This is a genomic window from Paraburkholderia nodosa DSM 21604 (assembly GCF_000519185.1).
Lineage (GTDB): Bacteria > Pseudomonadota > Gammaproteobacteria > Burkholderiales > Burkholderiaceae > Paraburkholderia > Paraburkholderia nodosa.
Window position 1 is genome coordinate 89,511 of sequence record NZ_JAFA01000002.1, and the last position, 23,880, is coordinate 113,390.

Below are 23,880 nucleotides of genomic sequence, written 5' to 3' on the forward strand. Positions count from 1 at the left end.
AATTCGCACGGGTGTTACGGTCGCAGGAAAACACGACGCTGAGCGGCAATATGCAAACCAGATTCGCGCCGCGCTATAGGTGCTTTATTCCCGAACCTGCCGTCGCCCCTGTATTCCGGTCGTATAGGCGTAGAGACTAGCCGATTTTTTTAAAAGCCGTATTTTGATTTGCCATCCATAAGGGAACCGGTCTTTCCCTTCACAAAATCCACTGTAATGTTGGCGACGGAGCTGCAAAAATCGGCTTCTCATGAAGCACTCATGGGTCAGCGAAGACAGCATGGACGCCTTCCCTGGACTGCGTTTCACGAAATTGGGGCCACGCGCGCGGAACGTGAGCGCTGCAAACATCTGGCAGGCATCCCTGGTTTCGGGCTTGCTCCCGTAGCGGGATTTTGTCTGGCGGATACGAACGTTTTCCCACAGGAACCGCAATCTATTCGCAATCCTCAAAGGCAGCGTAAGCATATTGGGAGGCCCGAGCGAGTTATTTGAGCTACAGTGCTTCTGCAGTCGACACGATCGTTGCCGTCCCGCCAAACGCTCCAGGTTTCTCTTCCTTTGCGCTTCAGCGCATGGTACTGAACCCGGACTAGCCGAAGATATTGCGCCATGCCATATTTTCCGGTCGCTTACTGTGGCCCTGCGAGTGTCCCCGACAGCTTCTGGATGCGCTGGAATATGGACCCGCTGCTACTCGCGTCGCTTGCTGCGCTCGCGTTCGTCGTCGGGCGTGGCTGGTCGGCGAATACGCGAGCAGGCTGGGCAGCGATCGCACTGTTGGCCGTCGTATTCGTTTCTCCACTCTGCGCCCTGTCTTCGGCATTGTTCTCGGCACGCGTGACTCATCACGTCATTCTGATCGCGGCTGTCGCGCCGCTGCTCGCCATTGCCTTTCCGATGCCGCGCCTCGTCTATCCCCCGCTCGCGCCGGTGGTCGCCATGCATGCGTGCTTCATCTGGCTCTGGCATGCGCCAGGGCCCTACGCATGGGGACTTTCTACGGTACCTGCTTACTGGCTAATGCAGATCACACTGCTTGGAAGCGCCTGGCTGATGTGGCGCGGCATCTTCGCAGCGTCCGTGCAGACAGGCGCCGCATTGATGGCGCTCGTCGCAACGATCGGGCACATGGGTCTACTCGGCGCGCTGATCGTATTCGCGCCCGTGCCGTTGTATGCCGTGCATTTCGATACCACGGCTGCCTGGGGGCTGACGCCGCTCGCCGATCAGCAACTAGCCGGTCTATTGATGTGGGTGCTGGCGATGGTCCCCTATCTCGTCGCGGGGTTGCGGATCGCCTGGTCAGGCCTGCGCGTCAGTGAGCCTCATCTGTGACGACCGTCCTCAAATTCATCCATCTGGGCGCGATTGCCATCTGGTCGGGCGGCCTCATCGCGTTGCCCTTCCTGTTCGGGCAGCGCCGCGCGCTCACGGCCACCGCCGATCTCGACCGGCTGCACCGTGTCACGCGGCTGGTGTACGTGGAACTGACCTCGCCTGCCGCTTTCGTGGCGATTGCCAGCGGCACCGCGTTGATCTTTCTGCAGGCTACGTTCGTGGAATGGTTTTCCGCGAAGATGGTGCTGGTCGGCATCATGGCTATGCTGCACGTAGTGGCCGGCCTCGTGATGCATCAACTTTATTCGCCCGACGGACATTTCAGCCGGCTCTCGGAGATCGGGCTGACCACGGCCTATGTCGTCGTCATCGTAGCGATCATCTGGGTCGTGCTGGCCAAGCCGCACATCGACTCGATCCTGATCGCCCCGCATCTGTTCGAACCCGGCGGGCTCGGCCGGTGGCTGCATCAGTCCTTCGGCGACACGAGAATACCCACGCCATGATCGAAGACGAGCTTGCCTCCATGCCAGCCGGCGAAGCCCGTCATCACCGAGGCCAGTGCCGACAGTGCAAGCCCATGCGGCAGAACCTCGTTGGGGAAAAAGAGACGCACGCCCCAGTTGGCGCCCGCGATGGCAACGAGCGTCATGGCGGCGACCGCATGGGACCAGCTCGCCTCGCGCAGCCGGATGCCGCGCACGAGCAACAATTCGGCCGTGCCGACGGCGCTTGCGCCCACGCCGCTCCAGAACGCGAATCCGGCGGCCCACAGACCCGCCCGCACCCAGAACGGATCGCCCGTCCACCAGTAGATAACGTCCACCCCCAGGGTAGCGACGACGAACGCGATCGGAAAATGCACCATCATCACGTGAACCGGATGACCAACGAGTGCAACGGCGGAACCCGCATCGAGACGCAGCAGTTCCAGGAGCACTTCGCTCCGGGTTTCGGCTCCGGTATCGCCTTGCTTTGCCATGACGGAAGCTCCTCGCGTCGAATGAGGGACGCCGCAAACCATCATAGCTTCTTGAGCGCATCGGTCCAAGCAGGATTGCTCCTGGCGGCAGTCGGCATCGCCGGCTGCGCCGGTCCACTTTCGGCACTGGACCCGTCAGGCCGCTCGGCGAAGTCCATCGCCGGGTTGTGGTGGGTCATGCTCGCCGGGGCGGCGGTGCTGTTCGCGATGGTGCTCATCCTGTTCTGCATGGTGATCTGGCGTCCGGGCTGGGGTTCGCGGGTGTCGCCCATGCGCTGGATCGTGCTCGGCGGCCTGGTGCTGCCTGCCGTCATCCTGATCCCGCTGATCGGCTATGCACTGCTCGCGGGTGAACGGCTGCTGCCGCTGCCAGCGCAGGCACCGGTGCGCATCGAGGCGATTGCGCAGCAATGGCGCTGGACCTTCCGCTACCCGGACCAGGGCGGACTCGAAATGGAGAACGTGCTGCATATGCCGGCGGGGGTGCCGGTCGACATCGTCGTCACCAGCAAGGACGTCGTGCACGCATTCTGGATTCCGCGCCTTGCCGGCAAGATCGATGCCGTGCCGGGTCACGAAACCCGGCTTCGAATCCAGGCCGATCAGCCGGGCCAATACGCTGGACAATGCAACCAGTTCTGCGGCATCGGCCATGCCGAGATGCATTTCGCCGTGGTCGTCGACCGTCCTGAAGACTTTTCCGCTGCCGTCAAAAGCGCCGCCACCGCCGGGGAGGTGAAGAAATGAGTGTGCCCGTCGAGCCGCCTTCAGAGGGCATGAGCGCGCTACGGCTGCATCGCCAGCTCACCGCGATCTGGGCTACCGGGCCGGGTGTGCAGAAGCTTGCCGCCGTGAATCACACGGTCCTCGGTATGCGCATGATGATCACCTCGTTCGTGTTCTTCGCGATCGCGGGCGTTCTCGGCATGCTCACGCGCGTCCAGCTCGCGACGCCGCATGCGGCCTTCATGGACGTGGAGACCTACAACCAGGTCTTCACGATGCATGGGTCCATGATGCTGTTCCTGTTCGCCATTCCCATGGTGGAGAGCTTCGCGGTCTACCTCACGCCAAAGATTCTCGGCACGCGCGACTTCGCGTTTCCGCGGCTGACCGCGTACGGCTACTGGTGCTATCTGCTGGGAGGCACGATCCTGGCGGTCTCGCTGATCCTGCGTAGCGCGCCGGACGGCGGCTGGTTCATGTACACGCCGCTCAGCTCGAACGTCTACACGCCCGGCATCAACGCGGACGTCTGGCTGCTCGGGATCACGTTTGTCGAAATCTCGGCGCTGTCGCTCGCAATGGAAATCGTCGTCTCGATCCTCAAGATGCGGGCGCCGGGCATGTCGCTCGACCGCATGCCGATCTTCGCGTGGTATATCCTCGTGACCGCGATGATGATGATCGTGGCCTTTCCCCCGCTCATTCTCGGCTCGATTCTGCTCGAGGTGGAGCGCGCGTTCAATCTGCCGTTCTTTGATCCGACCCGTGGCGGCGACCCGTTGCTCTGGCAACATCTGTTCTGGCTGTTCGGCCACCCGGACGTGTACATCATCTTCCTGCCCATGGCGGGCGTGCTGTCGACCATCATCCCGGTTTTTGCGGGACGTCCACTCGTCGGCTACCGGGTTATTGTCGTCGCGATCATCGCACTCGCGTTCCTGAGCTTCGGCATCTGGGTTCACCACATGTTCACGGTGGGAATACCGCATCTCGCGCTGGCGTTTTTCTCGGCCGGCTCCGCGATCGTCGCGGTGCCGACTGCGATCCAGTTCTTCGCCTGGCTCGCCACGCTGTCGCACGGCAGGCCGCGCTGGGACGTGCCGATGCTGTACATCTTCGGCTTCTTCTTCGTGTTCACGGCAGGCGGGCTAACCGGTGTCATGCTCGCGATCGTGCCATTCGACTGGCAAGCGCACGATACGTACTTCGTCGTCGCACACATGCATTACGTGGTGGCAGGCGCACTCGCGTTTCCGATGCTCGCCGCGTTCTACTACTGGCTGCCTTTGCTTACCGGACGCACGGCAGTGTACAGGCTGTCCGTACCGGCCTTCTGGCTGGTCTTCATCGGCTTCAACATGACATTCTTCATGATGCACCTGACCGGCCTGCTCGGCATGCCGCGGCGCATCTATACGTATAGCGGCGATGAAGGCTGGAACTGGCTCAATCTGCTGTCGTCGGTGGGCAGCTTCGTGATGACGATCGGCTTCGCGCTGGTCGTGATCGACATCATCGTGCAGGTGCGCTTCGGCCGCCGCGTGCGCCGCAACCCATGGGAGTCGACCACGCTCGAATGGGCCATGCCGATTCCGCCCGCACCGTATGCATTTGCGTCGATCCCGCGTATCGATGCCGAAACGGAAGGTGTCGCCCCCGGCCTGCTGGCAACCTCGCTCGCACGCGGCGAAGGCTATCTCGGCTTCACGCGCAACGGCTGGCAGGAAACGCTCGGCGTACACATGACTTCAGGCGAACCCGAGCAGTTGATCGTGTTGCCGCGCGCGACCTATCTGCCGCTCGTCACCGCGCTCGTGACCTGCGCGGCCGTGCTCGCGATGCTGTTCAAGTTCTATCTGGTGTCGCTCGCGTTCGCGTTCGTGACGTTCGGCCTGTTCATCTATGCAGGACAGAGCGCAGGGCTCGCACGCGACTATGGCGCGCTGCCGGTTGGCCGTGGCGTGAGCGTTCCGCCGCATACCGAAGTTTCGGGCGCGCCAGCCTGGCTCGCGCTGACCTGTACGCTGGTCGCGAACGGCACGCTCTTTACGTCGCTCGTGTTCGGCACATTCTATCTGTGGATCGCCGCGCCAAACTGGCCGGCTGCGGTGACGCCGCAACCCAGCCGCCTGCTCGCGTTCGTCACGGTTGCCGCGCTGGCCATCGGGGCGGCGGCGGCGCGGGGCTCGCTGCGCGCCGCCGCCAGCGAGCGCAAGCCATACACGACGATCGGCCTCACTGTGCTGGCGCTCGCCGTCGCGCTGGCCTCGGCCGTCGCGCTGATCAACGGTGTCACGCCGAACCCTCGCGAACATGCACTCGGCGCGACGGCTGCGGCACTGCTCGCGTATGTCGCGGTACACGCGGGCATCGGCCTGCTGTTCCTCATCAGCAATCTGCTGCGCCTCGGCGCCGGCTTCATTTCCGCACGACGGCTGACGGACCTGCGCCTCACGCGCCTCTGGGTCGACTACACGCTGGCGACGGCCATCATCGCGTTGGGCCTCGTGCTCGCGCTGCCCGGCCTCGTGGGCATGCTCGGAGCCAGACCATGAATGCGCGTCCGTTTCCGCCCCGGCGCTTGTGGTGGCTAGCTGCGGGCTTCACTGTCTGGTGCCTCGCGCTTGCCGTTCTTTACGCGCTGCATGCGATCGGCTGCGCATTCGGCTGGGCCGCCGGCCCGCTGCGCGCGAGTCTCGCAATCGTACTGCTCCTGCACCTGGTCGCGATCGGCTGGCTATGGCGCTATCGTGCCGCCGCGCGCCGTGATCCTGGTCCCGAGCGCATCAGCACGTTCATGCACTCGGTCGTTATCTGGACCCTGATTTCGGCGTTGGCGGCGACCGTCATTACCTTTGGCCCCGCACTACTGCTCACCACGTGCATCTGAGCGGCAGGCGAGCGACGCGCGGCCTCTTACATGCGAGGGACGGCGCCGCGGACAGCGAGACGCCCGTTTATGTCGCTGCAGAGATAGAGAGGCATTTCATGCAGTCTCGTGATCTCATACGCAGGGCCATCTGGTCCGCCATCTATCTGCTCTTCATACTCGCCCCGCTCTTCGCGTTGCTTGCAGGCACACTGCCGCCCGCGCGAAACTTCGGCACCGAGTTTTCGGTTGCGCTCGGTTACTCGGGGCTTGCCATAATGGGCCTGCAATTTGGTCTGACCGCGCGCTTTCGTCATGTGACCGAGCCGTGGGGCGAGGACGTCATCTATCACTTTCATCGACGGGTTTCGCTGCTCGCAGTCGGCCTCGTCATCGTTCATCCGCTTATTCTGGTCGCCATTCGCTCGGAATCAGTCGCAATGCCAGAATCGCTCAGTGAGGTTCCGTGGGGTGCCTGGTTCGCTGTCCTCTCGATTGGCTCGCTCATCGTTCTCGTGATCACCGCTCTATGGCGCAAACAACTGAAAATCCGCTATGAGATATGGCACCTGTCGCATATCGTGCTCGCGCTGACGGCAATCGGCGCGGGCATGCTTCACATGATCGGCTGGGGCTTCTATCTGACCGATCCATTCAAGCGGGCGCTCTGGATCTGCGTTGCGATCTTCTGGATCTGCCTGCTGCTCTACGTGCGTCTCTTCAAGCCGCTTTTCATGCTGCGACGCCCCTACCGGATCTCGGAGGTGCGCACGGAACGCGGCGACACAACGACCCTCGTGATGCTGCCCGACGGCCATGCAGGCTGGCGCTTCAAACCGGGGCAGTTCGGCTGGCTAACCGTGTGGGGCGGACCATTCAGGGTCACGGGACACCCCTTCTCTTTTTCGTCGAGCGCGGAGGCGCCGGATGGCCGCGTCGAAATGACGATCCGGAATCTCGGCGACTTCACGAGTACCGTGAACAAGATACCCGTCGGCAAGCGGGTGTATCTCGATGGGCCGTATGGCGCTTTCACGATCGGCAATCCAACCGATATGCATGTGCTGATAGCGGGCGGCATCGGCATCACCCCGATGATGAGCATGATCCGTACGCTCGCCGATCGCGGCGACAAGCGTCCGCTCGTGCTGATATACGGCGCGAAGACCTGGGACTCGCTCACGTTCCGCGAGGAACTGGATACTCTGAAGACCCGCCTCGATCTGCGGATTGCCTATGTGCTGGCAAATCCGCCCGATGGCTGGGAGGGAGACACCGGTCGCATTGACGCGGAATTGTTCCGGCGTCATCTTCCCCCCGAGTATGCCGATCATGAATATTTCATTTGTGGGCCCGATACGATGATGGATGCAATCGAGTCCGCGCTCGGCGAAATGAAAGTGCCGCTTTCCCGATACCATTCCGAACGCTACAGCTTCGTCTAGGAGATTTGCGATGCGTCGACTGTTAGCCAATCGCCTCGTGGTTGCGACGGGCATCATTGTGGTTGGGCTGTCGCTGCTGTTTGCGTATCTGCGGGTGACCTCTGTGCACTAGCATGACCGAACGCCTCATCGACGCGCACGCAGCCATTTTTCCCGCTCGCCCAGGCGCCGCTTCCAGTCGGGCGCAAGGCCCGGAATGGCAATCAGCTCGACCAACGCATCGATCGACGGACGATGCGACAACTGCACCTTCCAGAACTCGTCGATGGAGAAACGTTCCGTTTGCCGGTCGACGAGCGTGATGGCGTCGCCCGGCGCGATCATGCCCGGGCGTATGACACGGTAATACCATCCGGTGATTCGCCCCTCGGCAATCTGCATCGACATGCGCTCGACGCCAAAGCGATGATTGATCTTCCAGCACGGGCTGCGCGGTTGCGAGACTTGCAGCATGGCGCTGCCGACCTGGTAGATATCGCCAATGTGCACATCGCGCTCGGACAGCCCCCAAGCCGAGATGTTTTCGCCGAGACTGCCGGGCACCAGGGCCTCCACGCACGCCGCGAACGCCTGCGCGATGCGTGCGTAATTCTCCGCCGCGTAGTGATGAACGGCCTTTTCCGGGCCGCCGTGCACGCGCGGATCGCCATGCTCGTCGCCGACAATCCCCTGCGCCTCCACGCGCACCGGCCCGGCCATGCGCCGCTTGAAAATGCCGCTGCGCTGCCCTTCGTGGTCCAGATAGCCCATCCCCCCGGCGAACAGGCACTCAACGTTCGTAGTCGTCGTCGTCGCCACACGCATCCTCCCGTTCGCGTTTACGACACTGTGCTCGCACCGCTCGATCCAGTAAAGTGATGGTAAATGATGAAATCCATCATTATTTGTGATTCTTGGAATTCGCCATGGAGATGCGTCAGCTGAAGATTTTCTGTGCGGTGGCGGAGCACGGCAGCTTCACAGCGGCGGCCGAGAAAGTGCACACCGTGCAGTCCAACGTCACGATGCGCGTCAAGGAACTCGAAGCCGAACTCGGTCAGCCACTGTTTATCCGGCAAAAGAGCGGCGTGGTGCTCACTTCGGCCGGGCAAACCTTTCTGGGCTACGCCCAGCGCATCCTCCAGCTCACGGAAGAGAGCCGCAACGCGCTGCTCGATACCACAACGCCGGCAGGCACGTTACGGCTCGGCTCGATGGAGACGACCGCGGCAATACGCCTGCCCCAGGTATTGGCCAAATACCGCGAGAAGTATCCTCAGGTCCACTTGTCGCTACTCACCGGCACGACCGCCGAGCTGATCAAGGCCGTCGAGAGTCATCGCCTCGATGGCGCATTCGTCGGCGGTCTTCACCAGAATCCGGTGCTCGCGCAAGACGAGGTCTTCCAGGAGGAGCTCGTCCTCGTGAGCAGTTGCGAGTTCGCCTCGCTCGACGATCTCATCCATGTCATGCCACAGCAGACGGTGCTGGTCTTCCGCACGGGCTGCTTCTATCGCTCCACGCTCGAACACTGGTTTTATCAGGTCGGGCTCGTGCCCAACCAGGTGCTCGAACTGGGCACGCTCGACGGCATCCTCTCGTGCGTGGCCGCGGGCATGGGCGTGACGCTGTTGCCAAAGGCTGTTGCGCAAAACTACGCCGCGCGCCAGGCCCTCGCCCTCCACGCGCTCCCGCGCGAGTTCGCCAACGTCAAGACGGTATTCATCCGCCGCAACGACACACTGGCGACACCGGCATTGAGCGCGTTTGTCGCGCTCGCGCGCGACCAGCTCGCGCTTTCCACTGACGACACGAAAGCGAAGCGCATGAGTACGACGAATCGCAAGAGCACGCGGCGTTCGACGGCGGCCGCCTGAGCGCCGCCGAACACCGCATCGGGGTCAGTATGCGGCGCGGCACTCGGCCGGCTCCCCCTGCGCCAACGCACGGCTTGCGACGTCTACCAGGCCATCGGGCATCGCCCGGGCATGCGCCGCAATCGTCGAGGCCGGCAGGCCCGCCACCAGCTCTGCCATGCGCTCGGCCGCCGGCACGACGCTGCCGATCTTGCTGACGCCCTGCCCCGCATAGAGCGAGAGCTTCTGCGCCATGCGCGGTTTGTCGATCAAGCGTGCGCCGCCGCCAACGAAGCGCAGCAGGTTCCACCTGTCGCGATTGGGAATCACACAGTGGGGCGTGCCGTACGGCCAGCCGAACGAATATCCGGTGCGATACTCGATGTCGTCCACGCTGGCTTCGACGATCTTTTGCTTGTAGAGCGGATGCGCATTCGATTCGTCGGTCGCAACGAACGCGGTGCCCACGAGCACCCCCGAGGCGCCGAGCAGCATCGCGGCCCGGACGTCGTCGCGCGTCGTCATGCCCCCGGCCGCCAGCACGGGACGCCCCTGCGCGACCTCGCAGATCGCGGGCAACAGCGACATCACGCCGATCGTCCCCCGGTTGAGGTGGCCGCCGCTTTCGCTGCCCTGCGCGACGACGATATCCGCGCCGTTCCGGATCGCGTGCCGGGCGAGCGCAACCGAGCCCACCTGGACCATGACGATCATGCCGGCATCCTTGGCGCGCGGGATCATGTCCGCCGCATAGTCTTCGGCGTAGAACAACGACAGCATGCGCGGCCGCTCCTGCAACACGACCCGAAACTGGGCTTCGAACAAGGTCGGGCCGCCGAACTTCGGCACGAGATTCACGCCGAAGGGCTTGTCCGTCAGCTCCCGCGTTTCCTGTATCCACCTGCTCAGCGCGAGCGGCGGCAAACGCAGGCCGCCAAGCGTCCCCATGCCACCGGCATTCGCCACCGCGGCAACCAGCTTCGGGCCGGAAATCGCCGCCATGCCGCCGAGAAAGACGGGATACCGGACGCCGCACAGCTGCGTGACCGCGTTGCCGCCAAAGGCCGATTTGAATTCGCTCATCGCTCAAAGCTCCACGTGTTTGCCAAGCATCCGCTTGAGGGCGTCATTTCCCAGCGCGAAATGATTCTTCAGTGCTCCGAACAGATGCAACGCGAGGCCCAGCAGAAAAGCCGTCGCCCCGATATCGAAGAGAATGTCCACGACCCGTTGCACTGCCACGCTGGGCTCGATGAGCGTGGGGATCGTCAATCCCCCCGGCAACTCGACGGCGACACCGGCTGCCGCCCTGGAGAGCCATATGGCAACCGGCAGCAGCACCATGGCGAGCGCGAGGCCCACCGCCACGGAGCGGCTGACGATCACTTCGACGGGGTTCGGCGAGCCCACGGGCAGCGGATGATACGAAGAAAGCCGTGCCCAGAGCCGATAGATCGACACGACGAACAGCACAGTGCCCAGCAGATTCTGCGTACGCACGAGGCTCAGTCGTTGCGCGTCGTCCGCGCTAAGGATGAGCGCAATGCCGCATCCGACGATCGACAGCAGCAGCGCTGCGACGATCCAGTGCAGCGCGATCGTGATGGGCGAAAAGCCCAGACCGTTGTCACGCATTTGCATGATTGTCTCCTTGTTGGCGTTCTCTAGTGGCTGACCGCTCCGGACGCGCCGAACCCGGTCTGCGCGCGAATGGCCTGCTCGCCGAAGTCGTCGCGCTCGCGCTGCGCCTGCTCGCTGCGGTCTGTGACGGAACCCAGCCAGGCGAACAGGAACGCGATGGTCATCGACACGATGGCCGGATAATCGTAGGGAAAGATCGCTTTCGCGTGGCCCAGCACCGTGACCCAGATGGCGGGCGACAGAATGACGAGCGTGATGGCGCTCACGAGGCCCGCGATGCCGCCGGCAAGCGCGCCGCGCGTCGTCAGCCCCTTCCAGTACATCGAAAGCGCGAGAACCGGAAAATTCACCGAAGCGGCGACGCCGAACGTCAGTGCAACGAGGAAGGCGATATTCTGATCCTTGAACACGATGCCCAGCAGCACCGCCACCGCGCCAATGCCAACCGACGCGATTCTGGACACCCGCCGCTCGCTCGCGGGATCGGCCCGGTTCTTCTTGAGCACCATCACATAGAGGTCGTGCGAGATGGCTGACGTACCCGCCATCGTGAGACCGGACACGACGGCAAGGATGGTCGCGAACGCAACGGCCGACAGGAAACCCAGCAGCAAATTGCCGCCGAGCGCCTGGGCGAGATGCATGACCGGCATATTGCTGCCGCCGATCAGCTTGCCTCCGGTCAGGCCACCTACATAGAACGACGGGTTGCTGCCAACAATCGCGATCGCCGCCACGCCGAGCACCATGATGACCAGATAAAAGAAGCCGATGAAGCCCGTGGCAACGAACACCGACTTGCGCGCTTCTTTCGCATCCGGCACGGTGAAAAAGCGCATGAGGATGTGGGGCAACCCTGCGGTGCCGAACACCAGTCCGATCGCGAGTGAAATCAGCGCAACGGGATCGGACACCAGCTTGCTCGGCAGCAGGATGTGCATGCCGCTCCTGTGTGCGGCGACCGCCTGCTCGAACAGCGCGTTCAGCGAAAAACCGAACCGGTACAGTGCGAGAACGGCCAGCAGCGTGCCGCCAAACAGCATCAGCGCGGCCTTGATGATCTGCACCCATGTGGTGGCCACCATGCCGCCGAAGGTCACATAGACCACCATCAGCAGGCCGACCACGACAATCGCGTCGTTATAAGGAAGACCGAACAGCAACTGGATCAATTGGCCCGCGCCGACCATCTGGACAACCAGGTAAAAGCAGACAACGGTCAACGAACCGAAGGCGGTCATCGTCCGGATCCGGTTCTGGTCGAGCCGGTACGATGCGATGTCGGCAATCGTGACGCGGCCCAGATTGCGGATGCGCTCCGCGAACAGGAACAGCAGCAGCGGCCAGGCGACGAAAAAGCTGATCGCGTAGATCACACCGTCGTAGCCGTGGAAAAAGATCATGCTGGTCACGCCCAGCAACGCCGCCGCCGACATATAGTCGCCGGCCAGCGCCATGCCGTTCTGGAATCCGGTGATGCCTCCCCCGGCGGTGTAGAAGTCGTCCATGGAACGGGTGCGCGACGCCGCCCAGTACGTGATGCCCAGCGTCGCCACGGCGAAGACCAGGAACATCGCGATCGCCGTGAGATTGAGGGGACGTTGTTCAACGTCGTGCAGGACCTCCGCGGCCGCCGCGCGAGTCGCAACGCCCAGCAGCAGCGGGAAGACGAGAGCAAGACCGGCGCGCTTCATGGTTTCGCTCCCGCCAGGATCTGGGCGGTCAGCGCGTCGAATTCGCCATTGGCGCGGCGAACGTACAAGCCCGTGAGGCACCAGCTGCCGACGATCAGCGCGACGCCGATCGGCCAGCCGATATTGACGATACTGTCTGCGGAAAGCCGGATGGCCAGCAAAGCGGGGGCGAATCCGACCAGCACGATGAAGCCGCAATAGGGAATCAGCGTGATGGCCGTCAGCCAGGCAATGTATCTGCGCCGGCGTTTGACCAGCGTGGCGAACAGGGGATTGCTACGAATCCCGTGCAGGGTCGTGGAGTTCATCCGATTGTCTCCGTCCATGGAAGGTATCCGGCTTGCCCTCTCCCGTGATATCGCCGTCGATCCACCGGGGGCTGCCGCTTCTCGTGAACTTCACAATAGGTCGAACCAACAATCTCCTCAAATGATGTTTCGTGATGGCTGCAATCTGTTTGAGTGAAGCGTGGCGCTTCCCGTCACGATCCAATCAGATACGCTTGCCGGATTCGGCTTGCCTGTGCGCCTCGAGCAGCGCGGCGAACCGTTCCAGCGCGGCCACGCTGCTGTGAACGGACTGGTATTCCTGTTGGCCGATACGTGCGTCGAGCACAACCGTCATGCCGGATTGACGGGCGAGATTGAGGATATCCATCTCACACTCCTTGCCTGAAAACTGGGTGAATCGCGTCGCGTGAACGCAGCGCTTCCTGATAGTCAGATTACGCGCGGCACCACAAAGATCAACGCGGCGCGGACGAAATCACCGTTATGAAACGCCGAACAATCACACGTCTCACGATGATTCGCCGGCGCCCCCATGTTTTCGGCGGCACCGGATGCTCAGAAGCCTTGTGCGGTTCCCGTAGAATGCGCGACCAGCAGCACGACACCCAGTATGCAAGCCCCAATCATCGCGGCCAGCACAACCGCCACGAACGGCAGCCACTTGAAGTTCACGCTGGCGAGATCCGCTTCGTGCGACGCGCTCTTGCGCACGCCGAAGAAGCTCCACAGAACCATGCGCATCATTCGAACGAGTTCCATCATTGACTCCGGTTACGTCGATCAGGTCGATCGGATAGCCTGATCTTCAACCTTGCGCACTCACAAAAAAAGCAGCAGTTACGAACGATTCGAGCGATGCAGCCGATGCACGCGCTGGCTGCCTGTGCGCAACGAACAAACAGAAAAAGAAACGCCCCGGTACTCGCGCACCGGGGCGAAAGGCTTGCCACGCTACAGGCAAAAAGAGCCGCAAGCTCTGCGGGTTTAGGTGATGATCCAGGCACTCGCGCAGTAATCCCGGCGCATCCCGGGAGAACAGACCCGGACTGCGATACGCACTGCCCGCAATGATCCGCCCCCGGCGCAAGCACGTATAGAAGCAGTCGACGCATAATTGACCGTAGCAGACCGGATTTCCCGTCCGGTGCGCCATGAGAAAATCGATCGAAGCACGAGTCCACCCATGACCTCTCTGGAAGACCCCGGACGCATGACACGCTATGAACGCCTCGCACAGAGCATGGCCGCCGAGATTCGCTCCGGCAACCTGAAGCCGGGCTCACGCATGCCGTCGCTGCGGCAAATCATTGCGCAGCACGGCGTGAGTCAGTCCACGGCGGCGCGTGCTTACTACGTGCTCGAACAGTGGGGCCTCGTGCGCGCCGAAGAACGTTCGGGCTACTACGTCGCGCCGCCCTCGAAGCCCAGCAAGACGGAATCGCGCGCAACGACGGGCGAATCCGCCACCGTCGATATCAGCGAGCTGGTGTTCTCCGTGCTCGATGCCGCCAAGCGCCCCGGCATCGTGCCGCTCGGCTCCGCCTTCCCTTCCCCGCTGCTGTTTCCGCTGTCGCGCCTGGCGAAATCGCTCGGCCAGGCGGCGCGCAGCGTGAGCCCGTGGAGCACGGTGGTCGATCTGCCGCCCGGCAACGAGAACCTGCGGCGGCAAATTGCGCTGCGCTACATGCGGGTCGGCATCTCGCAGCCGGCCGAGGACATCATCATCACCAACGGCGCGCTGGAAGCGCTCAACCTTTGTCTGATGGCGGTCACGCAGCCCGGCGATATCGTCGCCGTGGAGTCGCCGGGCTTTTATGCCGCGCTTCAGGCGATCGAGCGGCTCGGCCTGCGCGCGGTCGAAATTCCCGTCGATACCGCCACGGGGCTCGACCTCGACGCGCTGGCGCAAGCGCTGGACAAGCACCCCATCCGCGCCTGCTGGTTCATGACGAATTTCCAGAACCCCACGGGCGTCACGCTGTCGGCGGCAAAGAAAGAAGCGCTAGTCGAACTGCTCGCGAAACATGAGGTCCCGCTCATCGAGGACGACGTGTACGGCGAGCTGCACTACGCGCCGAACTATCCGCCGCCGGCCATCGCGTTCGACCGGCGTGGCCTCGTCATGCACTGCGGCTCGTTTTCGAAGAATCTGGCGCCGGGTTATCGCGTGGGATGGGCGAGCGCTGGGCGCTTCGCAGAACGCGTGCAGCGCCTGAAGCTCATGACGACGATCTCGGCGAGCATTCCCGCCCAGGCCGGCATTGCCGACTACCTGGAGCATGGCGGCTACGAGCGTCATTTGAAGAAGATCCGGCTAGCCATGCAGACGCAGCGCGATGCGATGATCGAGGCGATCCGCCGATGGCTGCCTGAAGGCACGCAGTACACGCGGCCCGAGGGCGGCTATTTTCTGTGGCTCACGTTCCGCGAGCGCATCGACGCCATGGCGCTCCATCGTCTCGCGATCGAACGCGGGATCAGTGTCGCGCCCGGCCCGCTCTTTTCCGCGTCACGTGCATTCGAAAACTGCATACGGCTCAACTACGGACATCCCTGGTCGGCGCGCATCGACGAGGCGATCCGCACACTGGGCGAACTGCTCGTTCATCCCGATGTGTGTGCCTGATCGCGATCGATCGATGCGCGCGGCGCCAGCCCATAGCGACCTTAACTGCCAAAGAACAGGTTGCAGAAACTCGCCGGCCCCACACAGGTATTGGCGTCCCGTGCCGGCGTCGTAGCCGGACGCCGCGGCGCCTGATACGTATTCGCCCGGGACGTATCGGCCTGGGCCGTTTGTTGAGCCTCCGTATGCGCGGGAGCGAGGGATTCGGCGTGGACAGCGACGCTGGCCGACAGCGAGCAAGCAAAAAGGACAGCAGTAAGCAATTTCATTTCAATCTCTCTAGCAAGGTGAGGGAGGCGACGCCTCCGGGGAAACAGCCTGGCCAGATTAATCACTTTCACCAATCAAGAGAATCCCGCAACCTCGGGAATGATCCTTCCATTCCATGGGAATATCGGGAAGCCGGCCTGCGCTGTGCGCGCGCACGCTCTCAGCAGGCAAACACGGCTCAAATCCACCGTGCGGCGGTAGACGTTCCTGTTGAGCCAGGGAACGAAGGTGTATTCGTCATAAGCAGTACTGCCAACGAATATCCAGTTGTGCAATACGTAAGACATCGCGACCTCTTCGGCGCTGAACGCACTCGCTTGACTCTCGCGGGAAGCCGTCATGCCATCATCGCGAGCGCTTCGCTTCGCTTGACCGGTTGCGGTATGCGTATCACGTCATCGGCACCCGCCTTCGCGGGCGCCCGATAGAACTCGGTGCAGAAGTCGACGAACATCCTGAGCCGCGCCGGGATCAGTTCCCGGTGAGCGTAGAAGAGGCACAGTTCAACGCTGCTATCCGATACCGTGCACTCCGGCAGGACGTGCACGAGATCCCCCATATCGATATCTTCGCGAACCATGGCTTCAGGCAGCGTGGCAATGCCGGTGCCGTCGAGCGCTGCCGCGCGCAGCAGCGCCTCGTTGCCTTCCATCGACGACATGGGCGCTATGCTCACTTTCCGGCCGCCCTCATGGAGATCGATGGAGTCCGCACTCTTCTTTCTCGTTTCCGGATCGATCAGCAGAAAATGACTGGCGAGCTTCGCAGCGGATTCCGGTGCACCGTATTGTTCGAGATACGCGGGAGCGGCCACGAGAATGCGAGGCGAGCGCAATAGCGTCCGGCGAATCACCGTGGACTGCTCCACGAGCTGAGGCGGAAGCATGGCGATATCGAAACGGCCGTCGAACAGGTTCGTGGCGTGATCCTGAACGCACACCACCAGACTCACATGAGGCGCGATGGCGCGATAACGTCGTACCAGGCGCGAGAATGTTCCGCCCACCAGCATGGGATGCACGACAAGCCGTAACTTTCCGCCGTTGACCTCATGCTCCATCGCAATGCGCCGGTTCGCCTCGTCGAGCTCTTCGAGCAAACGGCAGCAAATCAGGTAGTACGATTGCGCGGCGTCCGTCAAGGAAACCGACCGCGTGGTCCTGAGCAAGACTCTCGTCTGGACGCATTCTTCGAGCCTGGCGATCGCTTTCGAAACGGAACCGGTGGTCACGTTCAACGATTCGGCGGCCTTGCTGAAACTCTGATACCGCGCAGCGGCGACGAATGCGCGCAACATGTAAAGCTGATCCATCTCGCACCTCACAAGTTTATTGCCTGGCCGACGAGTCAAGCGTAGGCGCGCAAGCCGTGCGGCGGTATCGTCCGATATGGTGCGATGCCTTATGCAGGCGCGTGCGCGGTTAATACATTCGGATGGCCTGAACGAGCGGCCGGCATAGCGGCGCTCGCGTCAGACCCGGCAGCGCCCGAATTCCGGACCTGCGGCCACGTCACGTCTTCAGCAATTCACTCACCAGTGCGAGAAGTCGTGCGTCATCCACGGGCTTCGAAAAGAAGCCGGCGGCGCCGTTACTTTTTGCCCGCTCGCGCACGTCCTCGGTCACATGCGCGGTCACGAAAATGACGGGGATCGGACGCTTCCATCGCTTGATCGACTCGAGCAGCGCAAAGCCGTCCATGCCCGGCATCTGGATATCGGCAACGACGAGTTTCAGTTTCGAGCGGCGCGTATCGCCCAGAAGCTGGCCGGCGGACGCGTAGTCGACGACGTTCCAGCTCGCCGAACGCAGCGAACTGGACAGCGCCATCCGGACGGATTCATCGTCGTCCACCATGGCGATGGTTGCAGACGAGCGCGCGGGTGTTATCTGGGTTCCGGTGGCCATCGAAAGATGCAGAGAGGTTGAATCTTTCTGCAAAATACAAGCCCGCCGAGGGGCCAGCAATCACACCTTCGGATGATTCTTGCGACAGTCCGTATTAGCGGGGCGAGATCCGCGCGCTGACGCAGGCAGCCATTGCGCAGCGAAAGGGCAAATGCCTATCTGGCGCTCTGAGGAGCCGGCTGCACCTGTTGCAACTTCTTGATGAGTTCGGCCACGGAGCGCGCATTGAGCTTGTGCATGGCCTGGGCCCGATGGATCTTGACCGTGACCTCGCTAAGGCACAGGAGGTCGGCAATCTGTTTGTTTAGCAGACCTTCCGTCACCAGTCCGATCACTTCGCGCTCGCGTGCGGTGAGCGAATCGTACGCTTGACGGATGCCCGCAACGAGTCTCGCCTGGCGCCGCAATTCGCCATCGCGTTTGAGCGCCGCGGCGATCGTATCGAGCAGGTCCTGATCCTTGAATGGTTTTGTCATGAAATCGAAAGCGCCCGCTTTCATCGCCTTGACCGTCATGCCTATATCGCCATGTCCCGTCAGGAAGACGATGGGAAATCGAATGCTCTCTTTGAAGGCTTCCTGCTGCAGCGTGAGACCGCTCTCGCCGCGCAACCGGATATCGAGAATGAGACAGCTCGGCACGTCCGGCATTTTCCCGGCGAGAAATTCGTCAGCCGATTCGAACGCCCGCACCTCGATGCCCACGGACATGAGCAGACTGGTTAGCGCGCCTCGAATGGACTCGTCGTCGTCGATCACGTACACGAGCGAGTCCGGTAATTGTTCACTTCGCGTCCCAACGCTATCGTGTTTCATCGCTCGATCTTCGAAAAGTTCGTGATGGCGAAAAAGTGCCGATGCTCGCCATATGGTAAGCAATAGCAAGACTTATCGCCACCGCTTGCGCACGGTAAGCAGTGTCTTCCTTTGAAGCAGGCGCCCCCATAAATCATGCGCGGTAGCCCGGCGGCTTTTGGCGCACCACGCCTGGGAACTACACGGCTCATCCCTGCGTATGAGGGACCACATGCCAGCAAGATGCAGCTTCAGCCATTCGGAGAATGGTCAGCCTGACGCTGCACGCTTAACCTTGTTCCAGCGGGTCATCGCGCTATCGGGATCATCGGTCAGGTTGGGTGCGCAAAATGAAAGTCGCTATTGTGGTGCTGGATGGTGTACAGGCCATGGATATGGCGGGCCTGCTCGACGTGTTCTCCGAAGCGAACCGGTTGCTCGGCGAGACGCGCCAGTATCAGGTGCCCCTCATTGGCGCGCACGCAGGCGAAGTTGCCTGTTCGAACGCCATGCAGCTTTGCGTTCCATGGGCCTATGCCGACTTTCGCGCAAACATCGATGTGCTGCTGGTAACAGGCGCCGCCCACGCAACGCACGCCCGGCCGAAACAGGATTTGCTGGACTGGCTGCGGCGCCGCGCATTCGAGTCGAAGCGATACGGCTGCGTTTGCAACGGCGCATGGCTGCTCGGGAGCGCCGGTCTGCTCGATGGCAAGGAGATTGCCGCGCGCTGGAGCGACGCGAGCCGGATGGCCAGTGAATTCCCGCGAGCCCGCATCCGTCCCGACAAGAACCTGATTCGCGATGGACGCCTGATTTCGTCTGCTGGCGCGACTGCCGGACTCGATCTTGGCCTCGCGCTCATCGCGCAAGACTGGGGCCAGAAGCTCGCCGAACAAGTGGCACGACGGCTTGGCGCCAATCTGCAGAGCGAGCCCTACCAACGAAATCCTGACGATGCGCCGCTCACCGATGAAAGTTCGATTATCGGCAAAGTACGACGCCATATCGACGACCATCTTTCCGATGTGCTTTCGATAGAGCAACTCGCCGAGGCGGTCTACGTGAGCCGGCGCACGCTATCGAGGATCTTTGCGAAGTACCTCCACACGACACCTTCCGCATTCGTGGACCAGGTCCGCGTCGGTGCTGCAAAGCGGCTCCTGGAGGAGCGCAACATCCCGATGAAAACCGTTGCGTTCGACTGTGGCTTTCATAACGCCACGCACATGCGCATGGTGTTTCAACGGCGCCTCAAGGTCACCCCCCGGCAATACCGCCAACAGTCCCACACTACCGAGGCCGCCGCCTGAGTGATCGCCGCGATTTGTTCTCGCGGCGCAAGACTCTTTGTCCATGGTGTGTGTTCGCACTCGCAACGGATGCGCCTAGAGTGCATCCCCATCGGATCCGTCGATTCGAACGGCCAACCGGCCGGCATACCCATACTGCGAGACACACAATGAGCACTTCCAAGGTCGTCATCGTCACCGGAGCATCGCAAGGCATCGGCGCGGAAACCGTCAAGGCGTTCCGCGCACAAGGCCATCGCGTGGTCGCCACGGCCCGTTCCATCACGCCGGCCGCCGAGGCCGACTATGTCGCCGTGGCCGGCGACATCGGCGACGCCGCCACGGCCCGCCGCGTGGTGAACGCCGCCATCGAGCACTTCGGCCGTGTCGATACGCTCGTCAACAACGCGGGCATTTTCATTGCGAAGCCCTTCACGCAGTACACCGCCGACGACTACGCCGCGATCCTGAACGTCAACCTGAACGGCTTCTTCCACATCACGCAATACGCGATCGAAGCGATGCAGAAGCACGGCAGCGGCCACGTGGTGAGCGTCACCACCACGCTTGCCGACAAGGCGAACAGTAAAGTCCCTTCCGTTCTTGCGTCGCTCACCAAGGGCGGCCTGAACGCTGCGACGCGGTCGCTCGCAATCGAGTATGCGCGTGCTGGCATCCGTGCCAACGCGGTTTCGCCTGGGGTGATCAAGTCGCCGATGCATGCGCCCGAAACGCACGCCACGCTCGGCGCGATGCATCCGGTCGGTCGCATGGGCGAAATGAGCGACATCGTCAATGCGATTCTCTATCTCGACTCGGCACCGTTCGTGACGGGCGAGATCCTGCACGTGGACGGCGGCCAGAGCGCAGGCCAATAAGCGGTTGTGCGTCGCCCGCGCCCCCCGGCCTGGATGGGCCGTCGGGGCGTGGGCGCGAGGCGGCCGCTTATGCCACGTTGGTTAGCGTCTTCGTAATGACGAGCCATGTGTCGCGCTGGCGCATGATCGAAAAATAATTGTAGTAGTTGAAACCCAGCATGCGTACGTGCAGTTTCGCCGTCGCGATGTTCTTCTGAACATCGAGCATCAGCAGTTCCGTTTCGACCGGCTCGCCTAATTCGGCCGGCGATTTCCTGTTTGCGACGCCCGCAAGATACTCGTCGATCGTCTTGTAGTAGGGCTCGCCGTTCACCTCCCCCGCCACGATCGCGCGCGCATCGAACACCGTTCTCAACTGCTCCACATCGCCGCGCCAGGTGGCGTCGAAATAGCGCTGGACGAGTTCGACGATTTCGTTGCTATCGTTCATTGCATCACTCTCCTTATGGATTCAAGCCTCGGTCCGGGAAGTCGAAGCGGGCTGCGCAATCGCTCGCGCAGCCCGCTTCGAACAACCTGGATCAAACACGGTCAGGCAAGCGGCCCCTCGATCTCGTTGAGTCTTTCTTCGAGCGCGTTGACGCTCGCATAGCCCGAATGCACGGCGTACGTCCGGCCCTGTTCTTCAAGCAGCAAGGTCGGGAACGACGCGACGCCAAGCGCTCGTGCGCGGGCGAAATCGCGCTGCGTCTCTTCTTTCGTTTCTGCTGCCGCCCATGCCCGGTAGAACGCGTCGGCACTGACCTGAACGCCCACGGCGTCCAGCGCCGTTGCGGCGATTTCACTCAACACGCTACCGTCGGTCGTATCCAGCCCTTGCACATAGAACCCGTTCTGGAGCGCGCGGAACACCGAGAGCAAGGCGTCGCCACTGGCGAAGCGGCGCGCCGCCACGACGGCACGGCACACGGGCTCGGTATCGTAGACAAACCCCTCGCGCCCCATGAACGCTTCGCGGTTGAACGGCAAGCCGCTCAGCGCTTCCACGCGCTGCCAGTGCTGCAGCCGGAAACGCTTGCCGGTTGCGTCGAGAACATCGGTCGCGCCGGCGCGAATCCCGCCGACCACGATTTCCAGTTTCAGGTCCGGCACGCGCGCGACGAGCGCCGAAAGCTCCTTGCCAAAGCCATAGCACCACGAACACATCGGATCGCCAACATAGATCAGTTTCATTCTTGCTCGCTCATCAAGAGACAATGCGGGGCCCGCAGGACCCCATGCCCCGCATCGCTCCCAGCCATCGGAATGACTATAGGGTTGCAGCCTGACTCGATAAACGCCGTAGCCAGAACTTCTTTTGTTACATGGCGGAAAGACGCCATGCGCCCCGCGAGCAGACTGGCGCGGTTGTGCTGGCCTAGAACATGTCCGAAGCGGATTGATGCCCTGCACGCGGGCTCCCCGACTCCTCGCCATCCCTCGACGGGATGAACGGGCCGGTGATCATGTCCGAGTAGCTCATGCCCGGCCCGACCATCGGAAACACATCGGCATCCTGATCGATCATCACTTCGAGGAAAGCCGGCCCGTCGAACGCGACGAACGCCCTGAGTTTTTCCTCGACTTCGCTCAGCGCCTCGACGCGCTGCGCGAACTCGAACCCGTCGGCACGCGCGGCCATGACAAAGTCCTTTCGATGCAGCGACTTGTCGCTCACGCACAGGCGCCCGTCGTAAAAGAGACGCTGCCACTGCCGGATCATCCCGTCACCGACATTGTTGAACAGCAGCACTTTGACCGGCACGCCATAGGTGGTCGCGGTCTCCAGATCGCCGATATTCATGCGCATGCTGCCGTCACCGTCGATGTCGATCACGAGGGCATCCGGGCGCCCCATCTGCGCGCCGATCGCAGCGGGCAGGCCAAAGCCCATCGTCCCCATGCTGCCCGAGGTGAGAAAACTACGCGGCTCCACAAAGTCGAAGAACTGCGCGGCCCACATCTGGTGCTGGCCCACGCCCGTGGTGACGATAGCCCGCCCGCCGGTAATCTCGCTCAGCCTTTCCACCACGAACTGCGGCTGAATGAGCGGGCTGGCGCGGTCATAATTCATGCCGTAGCGCTGCTTCAGCTCCCTGATGTGGTCGAGCCACGCCAACGGCGCCTGCAGGTGCGCTTCGTGTTGCATCAGCGAAAGCAACGCGTCCTTCGCGTCGCCCACGTGAGTCCAGTGCGCGCGCTTCACCTTGTTGATCTCCGCCTCGTCGATATCGATGTGCGCGACATGGCGCGCTCGCGGCGCAAAGGCGTGAGGGCGGCCGCCGGCGACGCGATCGTCGAATCGCGCGCCCACGGCAATCAGGAAGTCACAATCTTCCACCGCGTAGTTCGCGCAAGCCGCGCCGTGCATACCCAGCATGCCGAGCCCCAGCTCGTGCTTCACGGATATCGTGCCGAGCCCCATCAACGTGTTCACCACGGGAATGCGGTAGCGCTCGGCGAACTGGCGCAACTCCGCCGTGGCGCCGGCCGTCATGACGCCCCCGCCCGCATACAGCAGCGGGCGCTTGCTTTGCGCCAGCAGATCGAAGAATTCGTCGCGCTTGCCTGCATCGAGACGTGCTCCCTTCGCCACCTTGCGAAGACGGTCAGAGTAGCCGCGAAACGCCAGCGTGCCGTGCCCCTGCCACGTGCCGGTCCAGTTCTGGATGTCTTTGGGCACATCCACCACAACTGGCCCCGGACGACCGGTGCGCGCGACTTCGAACGCCGTGCGCAGCGTCTGTTCGAGCTTGTCCGGGTCGGTAACGAGAAACACCTGCTTGGCGCACGCCGACATGATGTTGAACACCGGCGCTTCCTGGAACGCGTCGCTGCCGATCGCGGCACGCGGCACCTGCCCGCAGATGAGGACCACCGGGACCGAATCGCCATTGCAGTCGGCAATCGGCGTCACCGCATTGGTCGCGCCGGGACCCGACGTCACCATGAACACGCCGACCTTTCCGCTCGCGCGCGCGTACCCCGCGGCCATGAAACCGGCGGTCTGTTCGTTGGCGGGGACGACGAGATTGATCTGACGCTCGGGCTCGCCGGCGTGCAGCTCGTTGAAACGAAACACCGCGTCGTAGGTCGGCAGGATCGCGCCGCCGCTATAGCCGAACACGGTATCGACACCCTGTTCGCTAAGTACGCGCAAGATGATGTCGGCACCCGACATCGGTTCGCCGGGCAGCGGCGCTTTCTGGGGGCTTTCTGGAGCAATTTTGGGGTTCTGGGTCATACCTGACTCGCACGGAAACGGGCGCTGATGCGATCAGCGGCCACACAACGGAAATCATTTCCCTTCC

General features: G+C 62.5%; 24 protein-coding genes. 10 read left to right on the forward strand and 14 right to left on the reverse strand.

What is annotated here, in order from left to right:
- Positions 1–681: 681 nt before the first annotated feature.
- Positions 682–1,338, forward strand: coding sequence for a cytochrome c oxidase assembly protein (locus A3CW_RS0102965; protein ID WP_035512238.1), 657 nt, complete (start codon positions 682–684; stop codon positions 1,336–1,338).
- Positions 1,335–1,847, forward strand: coding sequence for a CopD family protein (locus tag A3CW_RS0102970; protein ID WP_028202240.1), 513 nt, complete (start codon positions 1,335–1,337; stop codon positions 1,845–1,847). The genes A3CW_RS0102965 and A3CW_RS0102970 overlap by 4 nt, the downstream gene beginning before the upstream one ends.
- Here A3CW_RS0102970 and A3CW_RS0102975 read toward each other — a convergent pair.
- The gene (locus A3CW_RS0102975) at positions 1,811–2,323 is read right to left on the reverse strand and encodes a DUF2231 domain-containing protein (RefSeq protein WP_028202241.1); all 513 of its coding nucleotides are present in this window, start codon (positions 2,321–2,323) and stop codon (positions 1,811–1,813) included. The genes A3CW_RS0102970 and A3CW_RS0102975 overlap by 37 nt on opposite strands.
- A 21-nt stretch (positions 2,324–2,344) precedes the next feature.
- Here A3CW_RS0102975 and coxB point away from each other — a divergent pair, with 21 nt between their 5' ends.
- The 4 genes from coxB to A3CW_RS0102995 are packed head-to-tail and all read left to right on the forward strand — an operon-like array spanning position 2,345 to position 7,363.
- Complete coding sequence (gene coxB / locus A3CW_RS0102980; RefSeq protein ID WP_051481187.1) at positions 2,345–3,070, forward strand: cytochrome c oxidase subunit II; 726 nt, start codon at positions 2,345–2,347, stop codon at positions 3,068–3,070.
- Positions 3,067–5,604, forward strand: a complete 2,538-nt coding sequence (gene ctaD, locus A3CW_RS0102985) for a cytochrome c oxidase subunit I (RefSeq protein ID WP_028202243.1) — start codon at positions 3,067–3,069, stop codon at positions 5,602–5,604. The genes coxB and ctaD overlap by 4 nt, the downstream gene beginning before the upstream one ends.
- A complete protein-coding gene (locus tag A3CW_RS0102990; protein ID WP_028202244.1) occupies positions 5,601–5,939 on the forward strand; it encodes a hypothetical protein in 339 nt (112 codons plus the stop codon). The genes ctaD and A3CW_RS0102990 overlap by 4 nt, the downstream gene beginning before the upstream one ends.
- Positions 5,930–7,363: a ferredoxin reductase family protein gene (locus tag A3CW_RS0102995; protein ID WP_245623526.1), complete on the forward strand. Its 1,434-nt coding sequence runs from the start codon at positions 5,930–5,932 to the stop codon at positions 7,361–7,363. The genes A3CW_RS0102990 and A3CW_RS0102995 overlap by 10 nt, the downstream gene beginning before the upstream one ends.
- Positions 7,364–7,489: 126 nt before the next feature.
- Here A3CW_RS0102995 and A3CW_RS0103000 read toward each other — a convergent pair whose 3' ends face one another.
- Positions 7,490–8,161, reverse strand: coding sequence for an MOSC domain-containing protein (locus A3CW_RS0103000; protein ID WP_211254032.1), 672 nt, complete (start codon positions 8,159–8,161; stop codon positions 7,490–7,492).
- Between the two features lie 107 nt (positions 8,162–8,268).
- Here A3CW_RS0103000 and A3CW_RS45025 point away from each other — a divergent pair, with 107 nt between their 5' ends.
- Complete coding sequence (locus tag A3CW_RS45025; protein WP_051481188.1) at positions 8,269–9,219, forward strand: LysR family transcriptional regulator; 951 nt, start codon at positions 8,269–8,271, stop codon at positions 9,217–9,219.
- A gap of 24 nt (positions 9,220–9,243) precedes the next feature.
- Here the strand turns inward: A3CW_RS45025 and A3CW_RS45030 are convergent, their stop codons facing one another.
- The 6 genes from A3CW_RS45030 to A3CW_RS0103035 all read right to left on the reverse strand — a co-directional run bounded on the left by A3CW_RS45030 (position 9,244) and on the right by A3CW_RS0103035 (position 13,582).
- Positions 9,244–10,281 carry an NAD(P)H-dependent flavin oxidoreductase gene (locus A3CW_RS45030; RefSeq protein ID WP_051481189.1) on the reverse strand — a complete coding sequence of 346 codons (1,038 nt, stop codon included), beginning with the start codon at positions 10,279–10,281 and terminating at the stop codon, positions 9,244–9,246.
- 3 nt (positions 10,282–10,284) lie between these two features.
- Positions 10,285–10,839, reverse strand: coding sequence for a cytochrome b (locus A3CW_RS0103015; RefSeq protein ID WP_028202247.1), 555 nt, complete (start codon positions 10,837–10,839; stop codon positions 10,285–10,287).
- 23 nt (positions 10,840–10,862) lie between these two features.
- Positions 10,863–12,533: a cation/acetate symporter ActP gene (gene actP / locus A3CW_RS0103020; RefSeq protein WP_028202248.1), complete on the reverse strand. Its 1,671-nt coding sequence runs from the start codon at positions 12,531–12,533 to the stop codon at positions 10,863–10,865.
- Positions 12,530–12,841, reverse strand: a complete 312-nt coding sequence (locus tag A3CW_RS0103025) for a DUF485 domain-containing protein (protein ID WP_028202249.1) — start codon at positions 12,839–12,841, stop codon at positions 12,530–12,532. Before A3CW_RS0103025 ends, actP begins: the two co-directional genes overlap by 4 nt.
- A 184-nt stretch (positions 12,842–13,025) precedes the next feature.
- Complete coding sequence (locus A3CW_RS53205; RefSeq protein ID WP_169739091.1) at positions 13,026–13,190, reverse strand: hypothetical protein; 165 nt, start codon at positions 13,188–13,190, stop codon at positions 13,026–13,028.
- A 188-nt stretch (positions 13,191–13,378) separates the two neighbouring features.
- Positions 13,379–13,582 (reverse strand): DUF2970 domain-containing protein, encoded by a 204-nt coding sequence (locus A3CW_RS0103035; protein ID WP_028202250.1) that lies wholly within the window; start codon positions 13,580–13,582, stop codon positions 13,379–13,381.
- Between the two features lie 451 nt (positions 13,583–14,033).
- Here A3CW_RS0103035 and A3CW_RS0103040 point away from each other — a divergent pair, with 451 nt between their 5' ends.
- Complete coding sequence (locus A3CW_RS0103040; protein ID WP_028202251.1) at positions 14,034–15,449, forward strand: aminotransferase-like domain-containing protein; 1,416 nt, start codon at positions 14,034–14,036, stop codon at positions 15,447–15,449.
- A 607-nt stretch (positions 15,450–16,056) separates the two neighbouring features.
- Here the strand turns inward: A3CW_RS0103040 and A3CW_RS45040 are convergent.
- The 3 genes from A3CW_RS45040 to A3CW_RS0103060 form a co-directional block, all read right to left on the reverse strand.
- The gene (locus A3CW_RS45040) at positions 16,057–17,031 is read right to left on the reverse strand and encodes a LysR family transcriptional regulator (protein WP_081771500.1); all 975 of its coding nucleotides are present in this window, start codon (positions 17,029–17,031) and stop codon (positions 16,057–16,059) included.
- Positions 17,032–17,230: 199 nt separating this feature from the next.
- Positions 17,231–17,686, reverse strand: coding sequence for a response regulator (locus tag A3CW_RS0103055; protein WP_154677841.1), 456 nt, complete (start codon positions 17,684–17,686; stop codon positions 17,231–17,233).
- Positions 17,687–17,781: 95 nt separating this feature from the next.
- Positions 17,782–18,441, reverse strand: a complete 660-nt coding sequence (locus A3CW_RS0103060; protein ID WP_028202253.1) for a response regulator transcription factor — start codon at positions 18,439–18,441, stop codon at positions 17,782–17,784.
- A gap of 329 nt (positions 18,442–18,770) precedes the next feature.
- On the opposite strand from A3CW_RS0103060, the gene A3CW_RS0103065 reads away from it, so the two are divergent.
- Together A3CW_RS0103065 and A3CW_RS0103070 are read left to right on the forward strand one after the other, a co-directional pair.
- Positions 18,771–19,733 carry a GlxA family transcriptional regulator gene (locus A3CW_RS0103065; protein WP_028202254.1) on the forward strand — a complete coding sequence of 321 codons (963 nt, stop codon included), beginning with the start codon at positions 18,771–18,773 and terminating at the stop codon, positions 19,731–19,733.
- A gap of 149 nt (positions 19,734–19,882) precedes the next feature.
- Positions 19,883–20,590, forward strand: a complete 708-nt coding sequence (locus tag A3CW_RS0103070) for an SDR family NAD(P)-dependent oxidoreductase (protein ID WP_028202255.1) — start codon at positions 19,883–19,885, stop codon at positions 20,588–20,590.
- Positions 20,591–20,657: 67 nt separating this feature from the next.
- Here the strand turns inward: A3CW_RS0103070 and A3CW_RS0103075 are convergent, their stop codons facing one another.
- The 3 genes from A3CW_RS0103075 to ilvB all read right to left on the reverse strand — a co-directional run bounded on the left by A3CW_RS0103075 (position 20,658) and on the right by ilvB (position 23,813).
- The gene (locus A3CW_RS0103075) at positions 20,658–21,020 is read right to left on the reverse strand and encodes a nuclear transport factor 2 family protein (RefSeq protein WP_028202256.1); all 363 of its coding nucleotides are present in this window, start codon (positions 21,018–21,020) and stop codon (positions 20,658–20,660) included.
- A 101-nt stretch (positions 21,021–21,121) separates the two neighbouring features.
- The gene (locus A3CW_RS0103080; RefSeq protein WP_028202257.1) at positions 21,122–21,763 is read right to left on the reverse strand and encodes a DsbA family protein; all 642 of its coding nucleotides are present in this window, start codon (positions 21,761–21,763) and stop codon (positions 21,122–21,124) included.
- A 184-nt stretch (positions 21,764–21,947) separates the two neighbouring features.
- Complete coding sequence (ilvB, locus tag A3CW_RS0103085; RefSeq protein ID WP_028202258.1) at positions 21,948–23,813, reverse strand: biosynthetic-type acetolactate synthase large subunit; 1,866 nt, start codon at positions 23,811–23,813, stop codon at positions 21,948–21,950.
- Positions 23,814–23,880 lie beyond the last annotated feature (67 nt).